Genomic DNA, 18740 nt, shown 5'->3' with positions numbered 1-18740 from the left:
CGATGACCACGCGGATTCTCAAGGACGCCGAGGGGCTCGCGCAGGCGGAGCGCGCGCCCGACGACGGGGGCGCGCGCCGGCGTTCGCGCTTCCGGCCTGGCGCCGGGCGGCAGCACCACGGCGGCCCGGTGGCCTATGTGCTGCTGGGGCTGGCCGCCCTGCTCTCGCTCTTCCCGCTCTACTGGACCATGGTGGCCGCCTCCACCGACAACACCCGGGTCACCCAGAGCCCTCCGCCGTTCCTGCCCGGGCCCAACCTGTTCACCAACCTCAGGGCCGCCTGGCAGGACGCCGGGTTGGGCGCGGCCATGGCCAACAGCCTGGTGGTGGCCACGGTGATCGCCACCTCCACCGTCCTCTTCGCCACCCTGGCCGGCTTCGCGTTCGCCAAGCTGCGCTTCCGGGGCCGCAACATCCTGCTGATGCTGGTGATCGGCACCATGATGGTGCCGCCCCAACTCGGCGTCGTCCCGCTGTTCATGCTGATGAGCGACCTGGGTCTGGGCGGCTCGCTGCCCTCGGTGATCTTCCCGACGCTGGTCAGCGCCGTGGGCGTGTTCTTCATGCGGCAGTACCTGGCCGACGCGCTGCCCGACGAGCTGGTGGAGGCGGCCCGGGTGGACGGCGCCCACGCGCTGCGGATCTTCTGGAGCGTGGTGCTCCCGGTGGCCAGGCCGGCGATGGCGGTGCTGTTCATGATCACCTTCGTGCACGCCTGGAACGACTTCTTCTGGCCCTATATCGCCCTGGACGACTCCAACCTCACCGTTCCCGTCGCCCTGACCCGGCTGAGCGCGGGCTATGTGCGCGACCAGTCGGTGATCATGGCGGGCGCGCTGCTGGGCACGCTGCCGCTGCTGGTGATGTTCGTGGTCTTCGGCCGGCAGATCGTCGGCGGCATCATGCAGGGCGCGGTCAAGGGCTGAGCGGCCGCCTGCGGTTGGGCGTGCCCGCTCCGCCGCCGGCGGGGCCGGGCCACGCGGCCGCCGGCCCTACCCGGCCGCGCCCGAGGGCAGGCCCGCCGTCAGCAGCAGCCCCATCTCCAGCGCGGCCACCAGCAGCACGGTGGGGAACGCCAGCCGCACCCCGCCGCGCCCGCTGCCCAGCCACAGCAGCCCGGCGACCGCCGTCAGCGCGGCGGCCGCCAACGCCAACAGGCTCAGCGCGCCGCCGAGTCGGGCCGCCCCGCCCAGGGCCAGCGCGGAGCCCAGCAGTGCCAACGCCGCCGCCACCCGGCTGCCCGCAGGGCCCAGCCGGTGGGGCAGCCCGCGCACCCCGACCCGGGCGTCGTCGGCCAGGTCGGGGAGCGTGTTGACGAAGTGCGCCGCGCACCCCAGCAGCGCGCCGGAGAGCACCAGCCACGGCGGGGGCGGCGGGGAGCCGGGCAGCGCGAAGGTGACCACGCCGGGCAGCAGGCCGAAGGAGACCAGATAGGGCAGCACCGACCAGGCCGTGGCCTTGATCCCCAGGTCGTAGACCCACGCCGAGGCCAGCGCCAACAGGTGGGCCAGCGCGGCCCTTCGCCCGCAGAGCGCGGTCAGCGCCGTGGCCAGGAGGGCCGAGCTGAGCACCATCCCGGCCACCGAGGCGGGCGCGAGCCGCCCCTGCGCCACCGGCTTGGCGAGCCGCCCGGCCCGCGCGTCCCTGGCCGCGTCCACCAGGTCGTTGAGCCAGCCCACCGAGAGCTGCCCGGCGAACACGGCCAGGGCGACCAGCGCGGCGGAGCCCGGCGGGTGGCCCACGCTCACCGCCAGGCAGACCGTCAACCCGGTGACCACCAGCACCGGAACGGGGTGCGCCGCCCGCGCCCAGGCCCGGGCCGCCGACGGCACCCGTCCCGGCGGCCCGCCCCCTCCCCACTCGCTCCCGTGCCCCCCGTGGCTGTCCGTGCGGACCCGCATCGCCTCGCCTCTTCCCTGGCTGTCACCGACCGTCCTCGGCCGCTGGCTGTCGTTCGGCACCGGCTGGTTGACTCGTGTGCCTTCGCGTACCTTGTCGCGTCTTCCTCGCGGTAGCGCCGGGGCGTTCCCCGGTGTCCCACCCCGGACGAGTGTCGGGCCGTTCACCCTCAGCGGGTAGGGCGCGCAACGGGCGTCGCGCGCCCCCGGACACCCTGGCGGCCCCCGCGCGGCGCCGCCGCATAGGCTGGGCGCGCCAGCGCGCCCCCGGGCGAACCAGGCGCGCACGACGGGGAACGCCCGCTCGCCGGGCGCGCGGGTCGGCCCGACGGGGGACGGAGACGGGCCCCCGGGCCGGGGAAGGGAACGGGGAGAACGCGTGGCCTATCGGGCGATATCCGCTCACCATCCGGACGGTCTCCGTCTGGAGAGTTACGCCGAGATCCTGGCCGAGGTCGCGACGACCGGCCGCCGGCTGACCCGGGCCGAGGTGCACGAACTGCGGGAGTTGGGGGAGCGGGCGGCGCGCGAGGGGCTGGGGCTGCGCGAGGTGGTCCGGGCCCATCTGGCCCTGGCCAGGGCCGCCTGGCCCGACCTCCCAGGCGCCAGCGACGCGTCCGGCGTCCGCCAGGTGCGCTCGGCCGCCACCTGTGTGCTGGCCGCGTCCGAACAGGCCGTGGACGCGCTGGCCGAGGGCTACGAACGGGCCCAGCTGGTCGCGGTGCGCCGGGACGAGGCGGCCCGCCGGGAGTTCATCGACGACCTGCTGCACGGCCGCAGCGACCTGGGCGACCTCTCGGCGCGCGCCGAGCGCTTCGGCCTCCAACTCGCCCACACCCACACGGTCGCCGTCGCCAGGGGCGACCAACCCCACGACGACACCGACCCGTTGACCCGGCGCGTCGAGACCGCGCTGACCACCCGCTTCGGCCCGCGCCGGGTGCTGCTGACCACCAAGGACGCCCGGCTGGTCTGTGTCGCCCCCGGCCACCAGCCCGACGTCGTCGAGTACTTCGCCGAACAGGCCCGGGTCGCCCTGGCCATGGAGGGCACCACCGAACGCGGCTGCCGGGTCGCCATCGGCCGGGCCCACCCGGGCCCCGGCGGCGTGGTGCAGTCCTACGAGGAGGCGCTGAGCGCCCTGGAGTTGGCCGACCGGCTGCGCCTGGAGCCCGTGGTGCTGCGCGCCTCCGAGCTGCTGGTCTTCCCCGTGCTCACCAGGGACCGGCACGCCATGGCCGACCTGGTGAGCACCGTGCTCGGCCCGCTGCGCGGGGCGCGCGGCGGCGCGGGGGAGCTGGTGCGGACGTTGAACGCCTACTTCGACGCCGGCTGTGTCGCGGCGGAGGCGGCCCGTCGGCTCTCGCTGAGCGTGCGGGCGTTCACCTACCGGCTGAAGCGGATAGAGCAGCTCACCGGCGCCGACCCGGCCGACCCGTTCCAGCGCTACACCCTCCAGACGGCGGTGATCGGCGCCCGGCTACTGGGCTGGCCCGAACAGGAGCTGTGAGCCCGGCGCGTGGGCGCGGCCCCCGCCGGGCGAACGCCCGGGTGCCCCGGCGGCCCCCACCGCCGAGGCACCCACCCGACCCGATGGGTGAGGCCGCTCAACTCCCTGCCCATCCAGCCTGGTTGGCGCGGCCCCGAGCCCGGCCCGCGCCGGCGCCCGGCCCCCCGCCGGATGCGCCGCCGCCGTCGGACGCCCGCGTCACCGAAACCCCCACCCGACCTCGGGGCGAGATCTTCCCCCGCTCGCCCCTCGGCCCTCTCGCGTTCGGTCACGCCCGGGCGTCCGGCCCGGCCGGGCCGCCCCCTCGCGGGGCCGCGCCCTTCCCCCTTCCCCCCTCGCCGCCCACCCCGGCGGCACCAGCGGTGGGCCCGGCCCGGCCCCCCGGCGCGCGTCGGGCCCACCTACGGTGACGGACGGTGGAGCCTCCCGGACGCGACGTCGCCGTCGCACACCCCGCCGGGGGACCCGCCGTGGTGGGGCGTCCAACGCCGTCATGCCGACATCGGGCAACCACCCCGGGAGCCTTCGCTCCCGTTGCCACCGCTTCCTGCTGGTGACTTGATGATGCCATTCCTGAGATGCGATTTTCATTGCCTGAACCCGGCAATCTTAACGCTTCTTTAATGCCAGTCACGTGAAGTGTGGGCCCGTTCACCCAGCTCGCACGCCTCCCGCCTCACTCCGGTGCGGCCGCGCGACTCCGGTGCCGGCGTGAGGTGTTGACGGTCCATGGGGGCGCCTCTATGGTCCGTTCGGATGCCTGGGCGGCGTTCGATATCTCGGATGTTGCGCGGGTGGCCTTCGATGCGAGACCAGAAGCAGGGACGACTTCGGGAGACCGCATGGCAAGCAGGAGACTCAGGACGGGTCTCACCACGGGAGCGCTGATCGCCGGCGCGCTCGTCGTGGCTCCACCCACGGTGGCCGACCCCGCCGCGGCGGAGACCGACTACACCCTCTCCGTCGACGCGGGCGCCACCGGCCCCACCATCGAGGAGACGATGTACGGCGTCTTCTTCGAGGACATCAACCACGCGGCCGACGGCGGACTCTACGCCGAACTGGTGCGGAACCGCTCCTTCGAGTTCACCACGCAGGACAACGCCTCCTACACCCCGCTCACCGGGTGGCGCGAGGTCTCCGCCGGCGCGAGCGGCACCGCCGAGGTGGTCGACGACGACGGCCGCCTCAACGAGAGGAACCGCAACTACCTGCGGCTGGCCCTCAACGGCGACGGAGGCTCGGCCGACGCCGGCTTCGGCCTCGCCAACGCCGGCTGGGGCGGGATCGCCCTCACCGAGGGCGCCGGCTACGACTTCTCCGTCTGGGCCAGGACCGACCAGCCCGCCACCCCTCTCACCGTCACCCTGAGGGACGAGCAGGGGACCGCGCTGGCCAGCCCGTTGACCGTCGAGGTCACCTCGGGGGAGTGGACGAGGTATCAGGGCACCCTCACCGCCGACGCCACCACCGACGCCGGCCAGGTCGAGGTCGTCGCCGGCGGCGCCGGCAGCGTCGCGCTCGACATGGTCTCGCTCTTCCCCCAGAACACCTTCCGCGACCGCCCCAACGGCCTGCGCCCCGACCTCGCCCAGGCCGTCGCGGACCTGGAGCCGAGCTTCGTCCGCTTCCCCGGCGGCTGCATCGTCAACACCGGCACCCACGAGGCCTACGAGGCGCCCGACTTCCCGAGGGAACGCTCCTTCCAGTGGAAGGAGACCGTCGGACCCGTCGAGGAACGGCCCACCAACCACAACTTCTGGGGCTACAACCAGTCCTACGGGCTCGGGTACTTCGAGTACTTCCAGTTCAGCGAGGACATCGGCGCCATGCCGCTGCCCGTGCTCCCCGCCCTGGTCACCGGCTGTGGCGAGAACCACCACACCGACGACCCCGAGCTGCTCCAACGCCACATCCAGGACGCCCTCGACCTGATCGAGTTCGCCAACGGCCCCGCCGACTCCACCTGGGGCGGGCTGCGCGCCGAGATGGGCCACCCCGAACCGTTCGGCCTCACCCATGTCGCCATCGGCAACGAGGAGAACCTCGCCGAGGAGTTCTACGCCAACTTCGAGCGCTTCCGCGCCGCCATCGAGGCCGAGTACCCCGAGATCACCGTCGTCAGCAACTCGGGCCCCGGCTCCAGCGGCCCGCTCTTCGACGACCTGTGGCGGCTCAACACCGAGGGCGGCGTCGACATGGTCGACGAGCACTACTACAACGACCCCGGCTGGTTCCTGGAGAACAACGACCGCTACGACTCCTACGACCGCGAGGGCCCCGACGTCTTCCTGGGCGAGTACGCCTCCCGGGACAACACCTTCTACAACGCGCTCGCCGAGGCCTCCTTCCTCACCGGCCTGGAGCGCAACGCCGACGTGGTGAAGATGGCCTCCTACGCGCCGCTCCTCGCCATGGAGGACGGCTACCAGTGGCACCCCGACCTGATCTGGTTCGACAACCGTGAGTCCTGGCCGTCGGCCAGCTACGAGGTGCAGAGGCTCTTCAGCGTCAACCGGGGCCACGAGGTCGTCCCCAGCCAGGCCAGCACGACCCCGATCGAACAGGAGCCCATCACCGGCGGCATCGGCCTGGGCACCTGGCTGACCAGCGCCACCTACGACGACGTCGAGGTCACCTCGGCCGACGGCGAGACCCTGTTCGCCGACGACTTCTCCGGCGGCGCGGACCGCTGGAGCGGCAACGGCAACGGGAGTTGGCAGGTCGTCGACGGCGCCTACGCCCAGACCGACGCCGGCGTGGAGGACGCCCTGGTCATCGCCGGCGACACCGGCTGGACCGACTACGACCTGAGGCTCACCGCCACCAAGCGGTCCGGCCAGGAGGGCTTCCTGATCGCCTTCGGCGTGCGGGACACCGGCAACTACTACTGGTGGAACCTGGGCGGCTGGGGCAACACCCGCTCGGCCGTGGAGCGCGGCGTCGACGGCGCCAGGAGCCCGGTGCTGGAGGGCGACACCACCACCATCGAGGAGGGCCGCGCCTATGACATCGAGGTCCGGGTGCGCGGGCGCGAGGTCACGCTGCTGCTCGACGGACAGGAGTGGGGCATCTTCACCGACGACGCGGTCGCCGAACCCTTCCGGCAGGTGGTCACCCGCGACACGGAGACCGGCGAGCTGATCGTCAAGGTGGTCAACGCCCAGGACGACGCGGCCCGCACCGCCATCGACCTCGGGAACGAAGTCCAGGTCGGCGACACGGCCGAGGTCACCGTGCTCCAGGGCGACCCGGAGGCGGTCAACACCCGCACCGAGCGGCCGATCCAGCCGGAGACCTCGACGTTCGAGGGCGTGGCCAACACGTTCGGCTACACCTTCCCGCCGAACTCGGTCACCTTCCTGCGGATACCGACCGGGCCGTAGGAGCCGGAGGAGCCGGCTCGGCCGCGCCGGGCCGCGCCGGCCGGGCATGGTCAACCGCTCGGCCGACGCGGCGAGTTGGGACTCGTCCCCGGTTGATCCGTCCGCCGACGCATCAACCGGGGACGACATCTGGTGGACGCCGGTCCGCTGGCCTATGGTTCCGTTCGAGCGTGAATGGGAGCGCTCCCAAGAGGCGGCGCACCCCGTGGGCGTCCGCAAGCCACCGTCCGACATTCAGCCATCGAGCGGAGTTCCCCATGATCCCCCGCACCGCCACCCACCGGCGTCTGGCCACGGTGCTCGCCGCCGCCGGCCTGCTCGTCTCCGCCACCGCGACGGCCGCAGCCTGCCCCACCCCGGACCCGGAGATCAACTGCGCCACCGACCAGCGGGAGTTCCTCTTCTGCGAGGACTTCGAGCTGCTGCCGCCCGGCGAGGTCACCGAGGCGAGCTGGGGCGTCGACACCCGCGACGGCGGCCTCACCGTGGTGGACGACGAGCGCGCCGAGGACGGCCAGGCCCTCGCCGTGCGCACCGAGGGCAACGGCCACGCGTTCCTGACCGTCGAGGACTTCGAGGCGCCGGGGAACAGCTTCTACGGGCGGATGGACCTCTTCGTCGCGGCGTTCCCCACCGAACCCGACTGGGCGCACTTCACGCTGGTCGAGGCGGCGGGCGAGGGCGACGGCACGCTGGTGCGGCCGATCGGCGGCCAGTATGTGCCCGAGGTGGGCGACGGGGTGGCGCTGTGGGGCGTCGGCTCCGACGGCGGGCCCACCGGGGACTGGACGGACTGGCGGGAGTCGGCCCCGGCCGAGGCCGGGCGCTGGACCTGCGTGGAGTGGCGCCAGGACGCCTCCGACAACCGGGTCGACGTCTGGCTGGACGGCGAACACCAGCCCGACCTGACCGTCACCACCACCCAACACGGCGGCGAGCAGGTCGACTTCGTCTTCCCCGAGTTCGACACGGTGCGCGTCGGCTGGCAGCTCTACCAGGTCGACCCGTACCCGACCTCCTACGACCTGCTGCTGGACGACGTGGTGCTGGCCAAGGAGCGGGTCGGCTGCGAGGGCTGAACCCGGCCGGGTCCCCGGCGCCGGTGGGGCCGCGCGGTGCCGAGGCGTCGGCCGCGCCGCCCGGGAAGGGCTCAGCCCTCGCCGAGGCGCGCCTGGACGGCCGCCAGATCGTCCCTGGCCCGGTCCAGGGCGGGTCGGTAGACGGGGAGCACGCGGGTCAACTCCGTGTAGATCCGCACCCCGTCGCCCGCCAGCCTGCGGGTCTCCGCCCGGTGGTCGAGCCCGACGCAGCCGGGCAGCACCGCGCCGCGAAACCGGCGCCGCTCCCGGACGAACGGCAACGGCTCCTCGTCCGTCACCGTCCACCGCCGCCGTTCCCTGGCCAACACCGCCGGGTACTCCGCCATCAGACGGGCCATCAGCAGCCGGGAGGACGCGGCGCCGGCGATCCGCTCGTCGGCCGGAACGGGCGCCTCGTCGCCGGGCGCCACCCGGGGCAGCCGCTCCGGCGGGCCCGAGAGGGTCGGGCCGATCGACTCGGGTACGCCCCGGCTGGGGTCGGCCAGATGCGCGGCGGCCAGCCCGGTGCGGGCGTGCAGGGTCGCGAACCTGCGCGACCTGGCCGCCTCGATCACCGGCACGCCCTCGCGGGTCACGGCACCGAGCGCGAAGAGAACGGGCGTGAGGTCGGTGCGCGGCGCCGACCCGGCCTCGCTCTCCGCGCGGCGCAGCAGGGTGCGGTGGAGCAGGAACGCGTTGATCCCGCGCTGGTAGACCATCCCCGCGCGGGTGGTCCGCCCGGCCTCCCGCAGGTTCCTGGCCCGCTGCCAGGCGTCGAGCGCCTCCGTCAGATGGCGGGTGATGTCGCGTGCCATGGTCCGTCCGTCCCTGGTTCTCGCGTCGGCCGTCGCCGGGGGAACGTCGGGCGGCGGGCCGGGCGTTCCCCGGGCCCCACGGCCCGCCGTGCGTGCCCGCTCACGGTACCGGGAGCCGCCACGATCGCGAGATGTCCGACATGTGGGCGTGGTTCGCCACCATCTGGGGGGAGTTGTCGACCAACGCGGCGAGTTGGCGTGTCGTGGCGGTGAGTTGGGGTGGGGAGTTCCCGGGTGCCTGTCTCAGGGTAGCGCCCCCGGGGCGTTCGCCGTGGGGTTTCGGCCCTTCCCGTTGGGGTGGGCCACCAGCGCGAAGCGGTGGCAGCTCACCTCCAGCGGCCGGCCCGCGCGCATCGCGCGGTGCAGCGCCCGCAGCCGGGCGTCGTACCGCGCCACGTCGAAGTCCGGGACCTGCCAGGGGGTGATCCGCAGGAAGAGCACCAACGCCCCGATGTCCGGCAGGCGTTCGGGCACCCGGGCCTCCGCCGACCAGTCCACGGTCCACCCGGCGTCCACCAGTTCCCGGCTGGCCGAGTTCCGACAGAAGTCGTGGTAGGCGTGCTCGGGGGCGCCCAGGGCCGCGTTGATCTCCGCCAGGTCCAGGCCGCCCACCTGCTGGGTGACGAACACCCCGTCGTCGGTCAGCACCCGGCGCAGCTCGTCGGGGTCGTAGGCGGTGTGCCGGCTGATCACCAGCTCGAACGAACCATCGGGGAACGGCAGTTCGCCGTTCTCGCCGTTCTCGTCGAGCGCGGCGACCTCCACGCCCAGCGGTGCGAGTCGGCGCCTGGCCACCGGGACGTTGGGCGGATAGCCCTCGGTCGCGGCCGTCCGCGCGGGCAGCGGGGCCAGCGAGGACAGGAACTCCCCGCCGCCGGTGCCCAGGTCCAGCAACGACCCCACCCGGGGCAGCCGCTCGCGCACCAGGCCCTCGTAGCTCCAGGGCAGGTCGCCCTCGGGGTCCGTCAGGCGCCCGTGCCACGGGCCGAAGTCCCACCCCTCGAAGGGAGCGGTGAGCCCCTCGGCCACCAGCTCCGCATAGCCGTCGTCGTCGGTTCGCTCCTCGCTCATCCGGCCATCCTGCGGGCGACGTTGACCGCCGCGCAACGCGTTATCCGGTACCGGCCCCGCCCGCGCCGGCCTACCGTCGTTCCCGTGCGGATCGAGGGCCGGGACCCCAGGGACACCCGCTGGGAAGACGACGACGCGGTCTACCGGGTCTCGTTCTGGGACCGGCGGGTGAACGTCGCCGACGAGTACGAGGTGCGGGGCGCGGACGTGGAGGAGGTCCTGGGCTGGGCGCGGGAGCGGGCCGCCGCCGACGGGCTCGCGTTCACGCTGTGGGCGCTGGTCGACGACGGCGTCCAGGGGCCGGGGCTGGTGCGGCTCGCCGGGGTCGCGGGCGACCCGTTCGCCCAGCCGAACGAGGCGCGCGGGGACCGGGCGGATGTGGCGGACGTGGACGAGGCGGCGCCGACCGGGGAGTGACCCGGCCGGACCCGCTCGCCGTGCCAGGCCGCCGGGCCGCGCCTAGGGTCGGGCCCATGCCGGAGCTGGCGGACATCGAGGAGTACCGGCGGGTGCTGGACACCTGCGGGCGGGGGCGCCGAGTGACCGGCGTCAGGGTGAAGGACGCGGGCGTGCTGCGCGGCGGGCTCGGCGCCCGGCGGCTGCGCGACGCCCTCACGGGCGCCCGCGTCGCGGAGCCCGAGCGGCACGGCAAGTGGCTGATCATGCACACCGGCGGACCGGCCGTGCTCTTCCACTTCGGGATGACCGGCCGGCTGGTCTGCGTACCCGAAGACGAACCGCCGGCCGCCCACGACCGGGTGCTGTTGACCCTCGACGACGACCAGCAGCTGCGGTTCCGCGACCAGCGCAAGCTCAAGGGCCTGTGGCTGGCGGCCGACCCGGGCGAGGTGGACCGGCTCCTCGCCGACCAGGGACCCGACGCCCTGTCCCTCACCCGCGAGCAGCTCGCGGACGCGCTCGACGGGCGGCCGCGCCAGCTGAAGGCGGCCCTGCTGGACCAGTCCCGCGTCGCCGGGCTGGGGAACCTCCTCACCGACGAGATCCTCTGGCACGCCCGCCTCCACCCGGCCCGCCGCACCAACGAGCTCGACCGTGCCCAACACGGCCGGCTCAGCCGGGCGTTGAAGCAGGTGCTCCGGGTCTCCGTGAGGGCGGGACGCGTGCCGCCGCGTCGCTCCTGGCTGACCGGCCACCGCGACGAGCCGTCCGGGGCCTGCCCGCGCTGCGGCACCGAACTGGCCCACGGCCGGGTCGCCGGACGCGGCACCGTGTGGTGCCCCCACGACCAGCCGGCCGCCCACGGCTGAGCGCCTCGCGCCACTGCTCCATTGGCGTCGCGACCGGTCCCGCCCAGCGTGTGCCGGTCGGGGCGGACCCCGGCGGCTGCCTACTGTCCGGAACCGAGACCGCCACGCCACCTCGGGCGCGCGGCCGGCCCGCGCACGAAGGAGACCCCGCATGACCGACGACTTCGTCCTCGATGTGACCCGGATTCGCGACGAGGCCAGGGCACGGATGGAGGCAGGACCGGTCACCGACACCTACGGCCTCAACCACGACCGGGTCATCGGGGTGCTCAACGACGTGGTGGCGACCGAGGTGGTCTGCTGGCTGCGCTACACCCGGCACGCCATCGCCGCCACCGGCATCGACCGCGCCCAGGTCTCCGCCGAGTTCACCGAGCACGCCAAGGAGGAGCTGGACCACGCGCTGCGCGCGGCCGAACGCATCTCCCAGCTGGGCGGCGACCCCGACTTCGACCCCGCGACCCTGGCCCAGCGCGCCACCACCGACTACACCACGCCGAAGGACGGCGACCTCAAGACGATGCTGAAGGACAACCTCCTCGCCGAGCGTATCGTGATCTCCACCTACCAGGAGATCATCCGCTGGCTGGGCAACGAAGATCCCACCACCCGGCGGCTGTTGGAGTCGATCCTGGAGGAGGAGGAAGACCACGCCGACGACCTCGTCGACCTCCTCGGCATCTGACGCGGTTTCCGGTCTCCTTCCGCCCTCGGCTCCTCCTGCCACGTCTCGTGGTGGCCCGGGCCGGGGGCGGCCGGCCCGGTCAACCCCGTCGCCCGGTCCCCGTCAGCCGTCCACCTCCACGATCTGTCGCGCGCCGTCCCTCGGTCGCTCCCCGCCCCCGGCCGGCCCGGGCACCGGCCGGAACTGGGCGGCCTGAAGGTCGTGCAGCGCCCGGTAGTGCCCCCGCTCGTCGGCCAACAGCTCCTCCGGGGTGCCCGACTCCACCAGCCGTCCCTCGTGCAGCACATGGACCACGTCGGCGTGGCGCACCGAGGCCATGCGGTGGGTGATCAGCACGATCGTCCGCCCCCGTTCCGCCAGCGACCTGATCTGCTCGAAGACCCGCGCCTCGGCCCTGGCGTCCAGCGCCGCCGTCGGCTCGTCGACCACCAGCAGCGGGGCGTCCCGGTAGTGCGCCCTGGCGATGCCGAGCCGTTGCCACTGTCCCCCGGAGAGCTGGTGCCCGCCCTTGAAGGTGCGTGACAGCAGGGTCTCCCAGCCCCGGGGCAACTCGGCCACCAGCCGCTCGGCGCCCGCGTGCGCGGCCGAGTCCGCGAGCCGCTCCTCGTCCACCGGCCGGTCGGTGCGGGAGATCGTGGCGTTCACCCGGGCCGTCATCGGCCAGCGGAAGTGGTCCTGGTGCACGATCGCGCAGTGGCCGAAGACCGCCTGCCGGTCCATCTCCCGCACGTCCACCCCGTTCCACCGGATGCTGCCGCCGTCCGGCAGGTAGAGGCCGCAGAGCAGCTTGGCCAGGGTGCTCTTGCCCGAGCCGTTCTCCCCGACCAGGGCCACCACCGCGCCCCCCTCGGCCGGCAGGGTCAACGACACGTCGCGGAGCACCGGTTCGCCGCTGCCGCCCGGATAGGCGAAGGAGACCCGGTCGAACTCGATGGTCCGCAGCGGGCTGGGCAACGGCCCGCCGCCCCCGGGAATCCGGTGGCGCTCCGACTCCACGATCAGCCGGTCCAGATCGCCCACGTACAGCGACTCCTCGTGCAGGTAGTTGATCTGGCGGACCAGGCCGTCCAGGTTGGCCGTGCCGGTGCGGATGGCCAGCACCGCCGTGCCGGCGGCGGCCAGCGCCATGGCGCCGGTCCACAGCAGGCCGGCCAGCAGCAGGTAGGTCGCCAGGGCCGCCGCTCCCGCGCACAGCGCGGCCAGCAGCTCGGTGCGCGCCGCGAGCCGCGCCAGGCGCGCCTGCTCGCCCTCCTGACTGGCTGACATCCCCCGGAAGTGCCGCAGGACGTACGGCCCGACGCCGTGCACCCGGATCTCCGGCGCCGCGTCCGTGTCCGTCATCAGCCGACCCAACATCGCCGCCGCCCTGCTGTGTTGTACCCAGCGGTGGAAGCTGCGGTAGCGCCGCCTGGCGACGCTGAGGGTGGCCAGCGCGCGGGGCAGCACGATGGCCACCAGCATCGGCAGCAGCAGCCAGTGCAGGGTGGTGAGCACCGCGCCCGCCGCCGCCAGCGAGAGCAGCGCGGCGATCACCGAGACCGCGTGCCGGATCATGTTGCGCGCCGAGGACGCCCCGTACTGCGCCGACTCCAACAGCCGATGGAAGTCCTCGTCCTCCATCGCGCGCATCTCCACCTGGTAGGCGCGCTCCAGATAGCGCTCCCTGGCCAGGCGTTCGACCTTGGGCTCCAGCGGGCCGGTGGCCAGGGTGGAGACCGCCCCACAGACCGCGCCCAGACCGGCGACGAGGCCCAGCAGCACGGCCACCGGCACGGCGTCCCGCAGGCGTTCGGTGATCTCGCCGCCGGCGAGCAGCGTGGCCAGCAGCCAGTTGACCCCGAGCAGGCCGAGCGCCTGGCTGACCCCGCGCAGCAGCTCGGCGACCGCCACCTGGATCGTCGCCCGTCGGTCGGCCCGCCAGGCGAGCCCGACGGCGCGCCCGACCAGCCCCGGCATCCCGCCGATCATCGAGCGCAGGTCCAACTGGTAGCGGGCTTCCTCGTGTTGGCTCCAGGAGGTGTCATAGACCAGCTGGCCGCCGAACAGCTCCCGCTCGGACGCGGAGACCTCGACCTCGGGTCCGTGGTCCGCCGCGCCGCGCCGCGCGCCGGCCGATCGGCGGCGGGCCCTCATCGACGGCCTCCCGTCCGGGCGCGGTCGCGGTCGGGGGAGCGGCGGGGCGCGGTCGGTCGTGCGGGTGGACGGGGGAGCGGAAGGGGAAGCGGGCGCATGGGCGTCGCCTTTCGTGGCCGGTCCGTTGGGCGAAGGAGACGGGGCCGCGCCCCGTTCTCATCACCCTGAGTGACATAACGGCCACCCTAGGGACGGGGTCTGACAGCCGCGCCGGGATTTCCGGGCGCCGCCCGGTTGTCCATGGCTGGTTGTCGCGCAACCATCCGACGACGGCCAGGGGGCGCTCTCCCCTGTGCGGATGGGAAGCCCGACCGCCCTCGGGCCGTTCCCCGCGCCTCAGGCGATGCCTTCGCGGTCGTTGCTCCGGGTAACGGGCGCCGACGGGGGCCGGGTTGACCGAGCCACGACCCGACCGAGACCTCCGAGGCGCTGGGGCGGTATCCGGACATCTCCTGGAAGGCGCACTCGGCATGAGCGCACGCCCTCAGCGCGCGCCGGGCGAAACACTCACCCGTCGGCGCGCCCCGCCGGATCGGCCTCCGTCACGGCCGCCATGTCCCGCACCAGCCGGGGCAACAGCCTGGCCAGCGCCCGCCGGTCGGCCGCCGACCAGCCGGCGGTCGCCTGGCCTACCACCTGCCGCCGGAACGCGCTGACGCCCTCCAGCGCTCGCCGCCCCCTGGCGGTCAGCGCCACCGGCGAGCGCCGCGCGTCGTGCCGGTCGGCGACCCGGCGCAGCACCCCGGCCGACACCGCCTGGCCCACCAGCCGGCTGGCCCGTGGCTGGTCCACGCCCAGCGCCGTGGCCAACTCGCCCACCGTGGGCCGCTCCCCGCGCCCGGTCGCCGCCGCCACCGCGTCCAGCAGCTCGAACACCGCGTTCGGCAGGTCGGGTTGGCGCCCGGGGGGCGCGTTCCTCCGGCGGGCGAGCGCCGCCAGCGCGCGCCGGGAGCGCGACCGCGCCAGCGCGACCAGCGCGCCCTCGATGGCCGCCAGCTCCCGCTCGGCGCCGCCGTCCCTCGCCCCGGTCCGTTCCGCCGAGCCCCGTTCCGAAGCCATCGCCGTCTCCTGCCCGTTCCGCTCGCCGTGGCCGGTGGGCCACGGAACCCCCGCCCGGAACGATACCCGGTCCAGGTTCCAACGCATGTACTGTTACATGTACAAACACATGTATGGGAGGCGAACCCGTGGAGACCGCGACCCGCAGGCCGATCGGCTACTGGCTCAAGCACCTGCACAACCTGTTGGAGGAGCAGCTGGAGACCACCCTCGCCCACCACCGCGTCGGCCGCAGACACTGGCAGACGCTCAACTCGGTGGCCCAACACCCGCACGGCGAGGCGGAGTTGCGCGAGGCGCTGGCACCGTTCTGGGGGCAGGGCGAGCCGGCGCTCGGCCCGCTGCTCGACGACCTGACCGAGCGCGGCTGGGTCGTTCGACAGCCCGACACCGACGCCCTCGCCCTCACCGACCGGGGCGCGGCCGTTCACGCCGAGCTGACCCGCCATGTCCAGCGCACCCGCGCCCTGCTGCTGACCGGCGTCAGCCCCGAGCGGTACACCGACACCGTCCACACCCTGGCCACCATGGCCGGGAACGTCGAACGAGCCCTCGCCGAGGAACGTTCCAAGTCGGCCTGACCGCCGACCCGTTCAGCCGGTCGCCCCGAGGTTCAGCCCGGCGATCCTGGGGAGGGCGCCGCCTCGCCGGCGAGGCGGCGCTGCTCGTCCTCGACGATGCGCCGCGCGATGGCCGCCTCCGAGAGGTCCGCCGCCTCGTCGGCCGAGGCCGCCACCTCGCTGTGCCGCGCGTACCGGTCGAAGAGGCGCTCCTTGCGGGCCAGCAGCTCCAGCATCCGCTCGTCCACGCTGTCCGCCGCCAGCAGCCGGTGCACCTGGACCGAACGCACCTGCCCCATCCGGTGCGCGCGCGCCACCGCCTGGCTCTCCCAGGTCGGCTTCACCTGCGGCTCGCACAGCACGACCACCGAGGCGGCCTGGAGGTTCAGCCCCACCCCGCCCGCCTGGATCTGGCACAGCAGCACCGCGTGCCCGTCCACGGCGGCGAACCGGTCCGCCAGCTCCTCCCGGCGCGGCGCGCTCACCGAGCCGTCGATCGTGCCCACCGGCCGTTCCCCCAACGCCGCGCCGACGGTCGCCAACACCTCCCGGAAGAAGGAGAAGACCAGCACCTTCGACCCGTTCTCCCGGGCCTCGGCCACGATCTCCCGCAGCCGACCCAGCTTCGCCGAGCCGGCCGGGTCGGCGTAGGCCGCGCGGCGCATCGCCGGGAAGCTGCCGCCGGCCACCGCCGCCCGGTAGGCGACCAGGTCCCCCGGCGACAGCTCCTCCCACTCGTCCACCCGCACCAGCTCCGGGAGTTCGGCGAGCACGTCCACCTGGTTGCGGCGCAGATAGACCGGCGCCACCGCCCTGCGGAACGCCACCGCGCCGGCCACCGCGTCCCGCCCCAGGACCTCGTCCGCCAGCGCGGGCCGCAGATAGCGGACCAGGTCGCGGAACTCGCCGACCCGGTTCTCCATCGGCGTTCCCGTCAGGAAGAGCACCCGCTCCACCCGCTCGGCCCAGGCGGCCACGGCCAACGACCGCAGCGCCGCGCGGTTCTTGACGTAGTGCGCCTCGTCCACGACCAGCATCGCCACCTCGGGCCCCGGCGCTTCGGGACCCGGCAGCGCCCGCAGCCCGTCGAAGGTGGTGACCGCGACCCCGCCGCGCGCCGCCCACTCCGCGCGCGCCGCCGCCCGGTCCTGGCCGTGCAGCCGGTACGCCGGCAGCGCGCTGCGCGCCTCGACCTCCCGCACCCAGCCGAGCAGCACGCTCGCCGGCGCGACCACCAGGAAGTGCCGGGCGCCCTCGGCCGACCACAGGTGCGCCAGGGCCGCCAGCGCCTGAACGGTCTTGCCCAGGCCCATCTCGTCGCCCAGGATCGTCCGCCGCTGGCTGAGCGCGAAGCGGGCGCCGAACTCCTGGTAGCCACGGAGCGTGACCCGGCGCGCGGTGTCGTCCAGCGGCGTCAGCCGCACCCGGGCCGCCACCTCGGCCGGCAGAAGGCCCTCGGAGGACGCCAACTCGGCCGCGCCCGAGGTCAGTTCGCCCAGCACGGCGTAGTACTCGGCCGACCTGGTGGTGAAGTCGAGCCAGGCGTCGAGCGCGGAGGGCGGCTCGCGCAGCAGGTCGGTCGAGACCTGCGCGAGCAGCGTCGGCACCTCGCGTTCGGTCAGTTCGGCCAGCGTCGCGGCGAGCCGGGGGAGCGCGGCGCGGGCCGCCGCCCTGCGCCGGCGCCGCCTCCGTCAGCAACGCCCGCAACTCCCCGGTCAGTCGCGCCGCCGTGCGCCGGGCGCGCGGCAGTTCGGGACCCGCGCCCACCAGACGCCCGAGCGCCACCACGAGCGCCGTGGCGCCCGGCTCCTCGCGCCGGTCGATATCCAGCCGAACGGCCACCGTCTCCTCGGCGGCCCGCGCGATCCCGGCCGCCGCCGCCCGCGCCTGCCGCGCGGACACCTCGCCGACCCCCGGCACCTGCCGCAGCCGGTACTCCGCCGCCTCGGCCACCTTGCCCACCGTGTCGAAGCCGGCCTCCTCCAGGGCGGCGACCCGCAGCCGGCCCGAGGTCACCTCGCGCAGCCGGGAGACCGGGATGCGCGCCAGCTCGGCGCGCACCAGCTCGGCGCGCAACGGAGCGAGCGCCTCGCGCGCGCTCTCCCATGCCCGCGCGTGGTCCGCGACGAGCGCCTCGGCGGACGCGACCAGCGCCTCCGCCCGCGCGCACAACTCCCGCGCCGCGAAACGGCCCCCGCCCCCGACGGCGTCCCCGTTCCCGCCCATGCCTCCCCACCCCGTTCCCGTCATCCCGCCTCACTCGCGCCCGGCGTCCCTCGCGCCCCTGGTGACCCCGTGCCGGCGGCCATCATCGCGCACGCCGGCGCGCGCAACGCCGCGCGAGCGCCCTCTCGTCCCGTCCGCCCCGTCACGCGGGAGTCCGCCCGCACACCTGGGGCCCTACCCGCTCATCGGTGCGATGCTGGAGGCATGACCGTCAACGACGCCGGTGACCGTACCGGCCTGCTCGCCGAACCGCCGCTCAGCTACGGACAGATCCTGCGGCTGGACGAACTGCTCCGGGTCGCCAGGGTCCACGAGGACGACGTGGACCGCACGCTGTTTCTCGCCACCCACCAGTCGTGCGAGATATGGTTCGCCGTCCTGCTGCGCCACCTGGAGATCGCCGGGCGGGCGCTGCGCGACGGGGACGGCGGGACGGCGCTGCGGCGGATCGAGCCGCTGCCCACCGTGATGCGCGTGCTCGGTGGCCAGTTCGACGCCCTGGCCACCCTCGCCCCCGACGCCTTCGGCCGCATCCGGGTCGAGTTGGGCGACACCAGCGGCTTCCAGTCCGTGCAGTGGCGCGAGGTCGAGTTCCTCTGCGGCCTCCGCGACGAGCGGCTGCTGCGCACGCGCGGCTTCACCGAGGCCGACCGGGAGCGGCTGCGGGCCCGGCTCGCCGCGCCCTCCGTCGCCGACTCCTTCGACGCCTACCGCGCGGGCGGGCACCCGCCCGAACTGGTGGAACGCGTCCGCGCCGCGCTGCTCTCCCTCGACGAGGCCGCCGCCCTGTGGCGCGCCCGACACGCCGCGCTGGCCGAACGGTTCCTGGGCGGCGCCCCCGGAACGGCCGGTTCCGAGGGCGCCGACTACCTCTGGCGGGCGGCCAGGCGACGGCTCTTCCCCGCCGCCTGGCCCCAGGACTGAGTCAGCCCACGGGCGCCCGCCCCTCCGGATCGCGCCCGCGCGCGCTCCGGCGCGGGGCCGCCGCGCGCAACGCCCCTCGCCCCAACGCGCCCACCGCCAGGGCCGCCGCGACCAGCCCCGCGCTCA

14 protein-coding genes and 1 pseudogene are annotated in these 18740 nt (G+C 74.5%); 9 read left to right on the top strand and 6 right to left on the bottom strand.

Going from position 1 to position 18740, the window contains the following annotated elements; all coding sequences use genetic code 11:
• Nucleotides 1-2 precede the first annotated feature (2 nt).
• On the top strand, nt 3-926 hold the full coding sequence (locus EBN88_RS07785) for a carbohydrate ABC transporter permease (RefSeq protein ID WP_122183056.1): 924 nt from the start codon (nt 3-5) through the stop codon (nt 924-926).
• A gap of 66 nt (nt 927-992) precedes the next feature.
• On the opposite strand, the gene EBN88_RS07780 is transcribed toward EBN88_RS07785, so the two are convergent.
• Nucleotides 993-1901: a UbiA family prenyltransferase gene (locus EBN88_RS07780; protein WP_122183055.1), complete on the bottom strand. Its 909-nt coding sequence runs from the start codon at nt 1899-1901 to the stop codon at nt 993-995.
• 376 nt (nt 1902-2277) lie between these two features.
• On the opposite strand from EBN88_RS07780, the gene EBN88_RS07775 reads away from it, so the two are divergent.
• From EBN88_RS07775 to EBN88_RS07765, 3 genes are all read left to right on the top strand, one after another.
• Nucleotides 2278-3408 carry a PucR family transcriptional regulator gene (locus tag EBN88_RS07775; RefSeq protein WP_233580520.1) on the top strand — a complete coding sequence of 377 codons (1131 nt, stop codon included), beginning with the start codon at nt 2278-2280 and terminating at the stop codon, nt 3406-3408.
• Nucleotides 3409-4250: 842 nt separating this feature from the next.
• The gene (locus EBN88_RS07770; protein ID WP_122183054.1) at nt 4251-6794 is read left to right on the top strand and encodes an alpha-L-arabinofuranosidase C-terminal domain-containing protein; all 2544 of its coding nucleotides are present in this window, start codon (nt 4251-4253) and stop codon (nt 6792-6794) included.
• A 257-nt stretch (nt 6795-7051) separates the two neighbouring features.
• A complete protein-coding gene (locus EBN88_RS07765) occupies nt 7052-7873 on the top strand; it encodes a hypothetical protein (protein ID WP_122183053.1) in 822 nt (273 codons plus the stop codon).
• A 71-nt stretch (nt 7874-7944) separates the two neighbouring features.
• On the opposite strand, the gene EBN88_RS07760 is transcribed toward EBN88_RS07765, so the two are convergent.
• Entirely contained in the window at nt 7945-8688 is a 744-nt protein-coding gene (locus EBN88_RS07760) for a hypothetical protein (RefSeq protein ID WP_122183052.1), read from the bottom strand.
• A 243-nt stretch (nt 8689-8931) separates the two neighbouring features.
• Complete coding sequence (locus EBN88_RS07755) at nt 8932-9759, bottom strand: class I SAM-dependent methyltransferase (protein ID WP_122183051.1); 828 nt, start codon at nt 9757-9759, stop codon at nt 8932-8934.
• Nucleotides 9760-9843: 84 nt separating this feature from the next.
• Between EBN88_RS07755 and EBN88_RS07750 the strand changes: the two genes are divergently transcribed.
• The 3 genes from EBN88_RS07750 to EBN88_RS07740 all read left to right on the top strand — a co-directional run bounded on the left by EBN88_RS07750 (nt 9844) and on the right by EBN88_RS07740 (nt 11712).
• The gene (locus EBN88_RS07750) at nt 9844-10176 is read left to right on the top strand and encodes a hypothetical protein (RefSeq protein ID WP_122183050.1); all 333 of its coding nucleotides are present in this window, start codon (nt 9844-9846) and stop codon (nt 10174-10176) included.
• Nucleotides 10177-10232: 56 nt separating this feature from the next.
• Nucleotides 10233-11027: an Fpg/Nei family DNA glycosylase gene (locus EBN88_RS07745; RefSeq protein ID WP_122183049.1), complete on the top strand. Its 795-nt coding sequence runs from the start codon at nt 10233-10235 to the stop codon at nt 11025-11027.
• 151 nt (nt 11028-11178) lie between these two features.
• Nucleotides 11179-11712: a ferritin-like domain-containing protein gene (locus EBN88_RS07740; RefSeq protein ID WP_122183048.1), complete on the top strand. Its 534-nt coding sequence runs from the start codon at nt 11179-11181 to the stop codon at nt 11710-11712.
• A gap of 102 nt (nt 11713-11814) precedes the next feature.
• Here EBN88_RS07740 and EBN88_RS07735 read toward each other — a convergent pair whose 3' ends face one another.
• Together EBN88_RS07735 and EBN88_RS07730 are read right to left on the bottom strand one after the other, a co-directional pair.
• Entirely contained in the window at nt 11815-13845 is a 2031-nt protein-coding gene (locus EBN88_RS07735) for an ABC transporter ATP-binding protein (protein WP_122183047.1), read from the bottom strand.
• A 507-nt stretch (nt 13846-14352) separates the two neighbouring features.
• Nucleotides 14353-14904, bottom strand: a complete 552-nt coding sequence (locus EBN88_RS07730) for a MarR family winged helix-turn-helix transcriptional regulator (protein WP_122183074.1) — start codon at nt 14902-14904, stop codon at nt 14353-14355.
• 113 nt (nt 14905-15017) lie between these two features.
• On the opposite strand from EBN88_RS07730, the gene EBN88_RS07725 reads away from it, so the two are divergent.
• Nucleotides 15018-15485 (top strand): MarR family winged helix-turn-helix transcriptional regulator, encoded by a 468-nt coding sequence (locus tag EBN88_RS07725; protein ID WP_122183046.1) that lies wholly within the window; start codon nt 15018-15020, stop codon nt 15483-15485.
• A gap of 32 nt (nt 15486-15517) precedes the next feature.
• Here EBN88_RS07725 and EBN88_RS07720 read toward each other — a convergent pair.
• Nucleotides 15518-17690 (bottom strand): annotated as a pseudogene (locus EBN88_RS07720) (DEAD/DEAH box helicase).
• A 204-nt stretch (nt 17691-17894) separates the two neighbouring features.
• Between EBN88_RS07720 and EBN88_RS07715 the strand changes: the two are divergent.
• Nucleotides 17895-18614, top strand: a complete 720-nt coding sequence (locus EBN88_RS07715; RefSeq protein ID WP_122183045.1) for a tryptophan 2,3-dioxygenase family protein — start codon at nt 17895-17897, stop codon at nt 18612-18614.
• Nucleotides 18615-18740 lie beyond the last annotated feature (126 nt).

The organism is Streptomyces triticirhizae, from assembly GCF_003696235.1.
Lineage (GTDB): Bacteria > Actinomycetota > Actinomycetes > Streptomycetales > Streptomycetaceae > Streptomyces > Streptomyces triticirhizae.
The sequence above is the reverse complement of the archived record's forward strand: the minus strand, read 5'-3'. Positions and strand labels throughout refer to the sequence as shown.

Excerpts from the sequence above, each read along its gene's own strand:
- EBN88_RS07735 (WP_122183047.1), bottom strand. The coding sequence starts at position 13,845 with ATGAGGGCCCGCCGCCGATCGGCCGGCGCGCGGCGCGGCGCGGCGGAC.
- EBN88_RS07765 (WP_122183053.1), top strand. The coding sequence starts at position 7,052 with ATGATCCCCCGCACCGCCACCCACCGGCGTCTGGCCACGGTGCTCGCC.
- EBN88_RS07745 (WP_122183049.1), top strand. The coding sequence starts at position 10,233 with ATGCCGGAGCTGGCGGACATCGAGGAGTACCGGCGGGTGCTGGACACC.
- EBN88_RS07785 (WP_122183056.1), top strand. The coding sequence starts at position 3 with ATGACCACGCGGATTCTCAAGGACGCCGAGGGGCTCGCGCAGGCGGAG.
- EBN88_RS07755 (WP_122183051.1), bottom strand. The coding sequence starts at position 9,759 with ATGAGCGAGGAGCGAACCGACGACGACGGCTATGCGGAGCTGGTGGCC.
- EBN88_RS07740 (WP_122183048.1), top strand. The coding sequence starts at position 11,179 with ATGACCGACGACTTCGTCCTCGATGTGACCCGGATTCGCGACGAGGCC.
- EBN88_RS07730 (WP_122183074.1), bottom strand. The coding sequence starts at position 14,904 with ATGGCTTCGGAACGGGGCTCGGCGGAACGGACCGGGGCGAGGGACGGC.
- EBN88_RS07715 (WP_122183045.1), top strand. The coding sequence starts at position 17,895 with ATGACCGTCAACGACGCCGGTGACCGTACCGGCCTGCTCGCCGAACCG.
- EBN88_RS07760 (WP_122183052.1), bottom strand. The coding sequence starts at position 8,688 with ATGGCACGCGACATCACCCGCCATCTGACGGAGGCGCTCGACGCCTGG.
- EBN88_RS07770 (WP_122183054.1), top strand. The coding sequence starts at position 4,251 with ATGGCAAGCAGGAGACTCAGGACGGGTCTCACCACGGGAGCGCTGATC.
- EBN88_RS07780 (WP_122183055.1), bottom strand. The coding sequence starts at position 1,901 with ATGCGGGTCCGCACGGACAGCCACGGGGGGCACGGGAGCGAGTGGGGA.
- EBN88_RS07725 (WP_122183046.1), top strand. The coding sequence starts at position 15,018 with ATGGGAGGCGAACCCGTGGAGACCGCGACCCGCAGGCCGATCGGCTAC.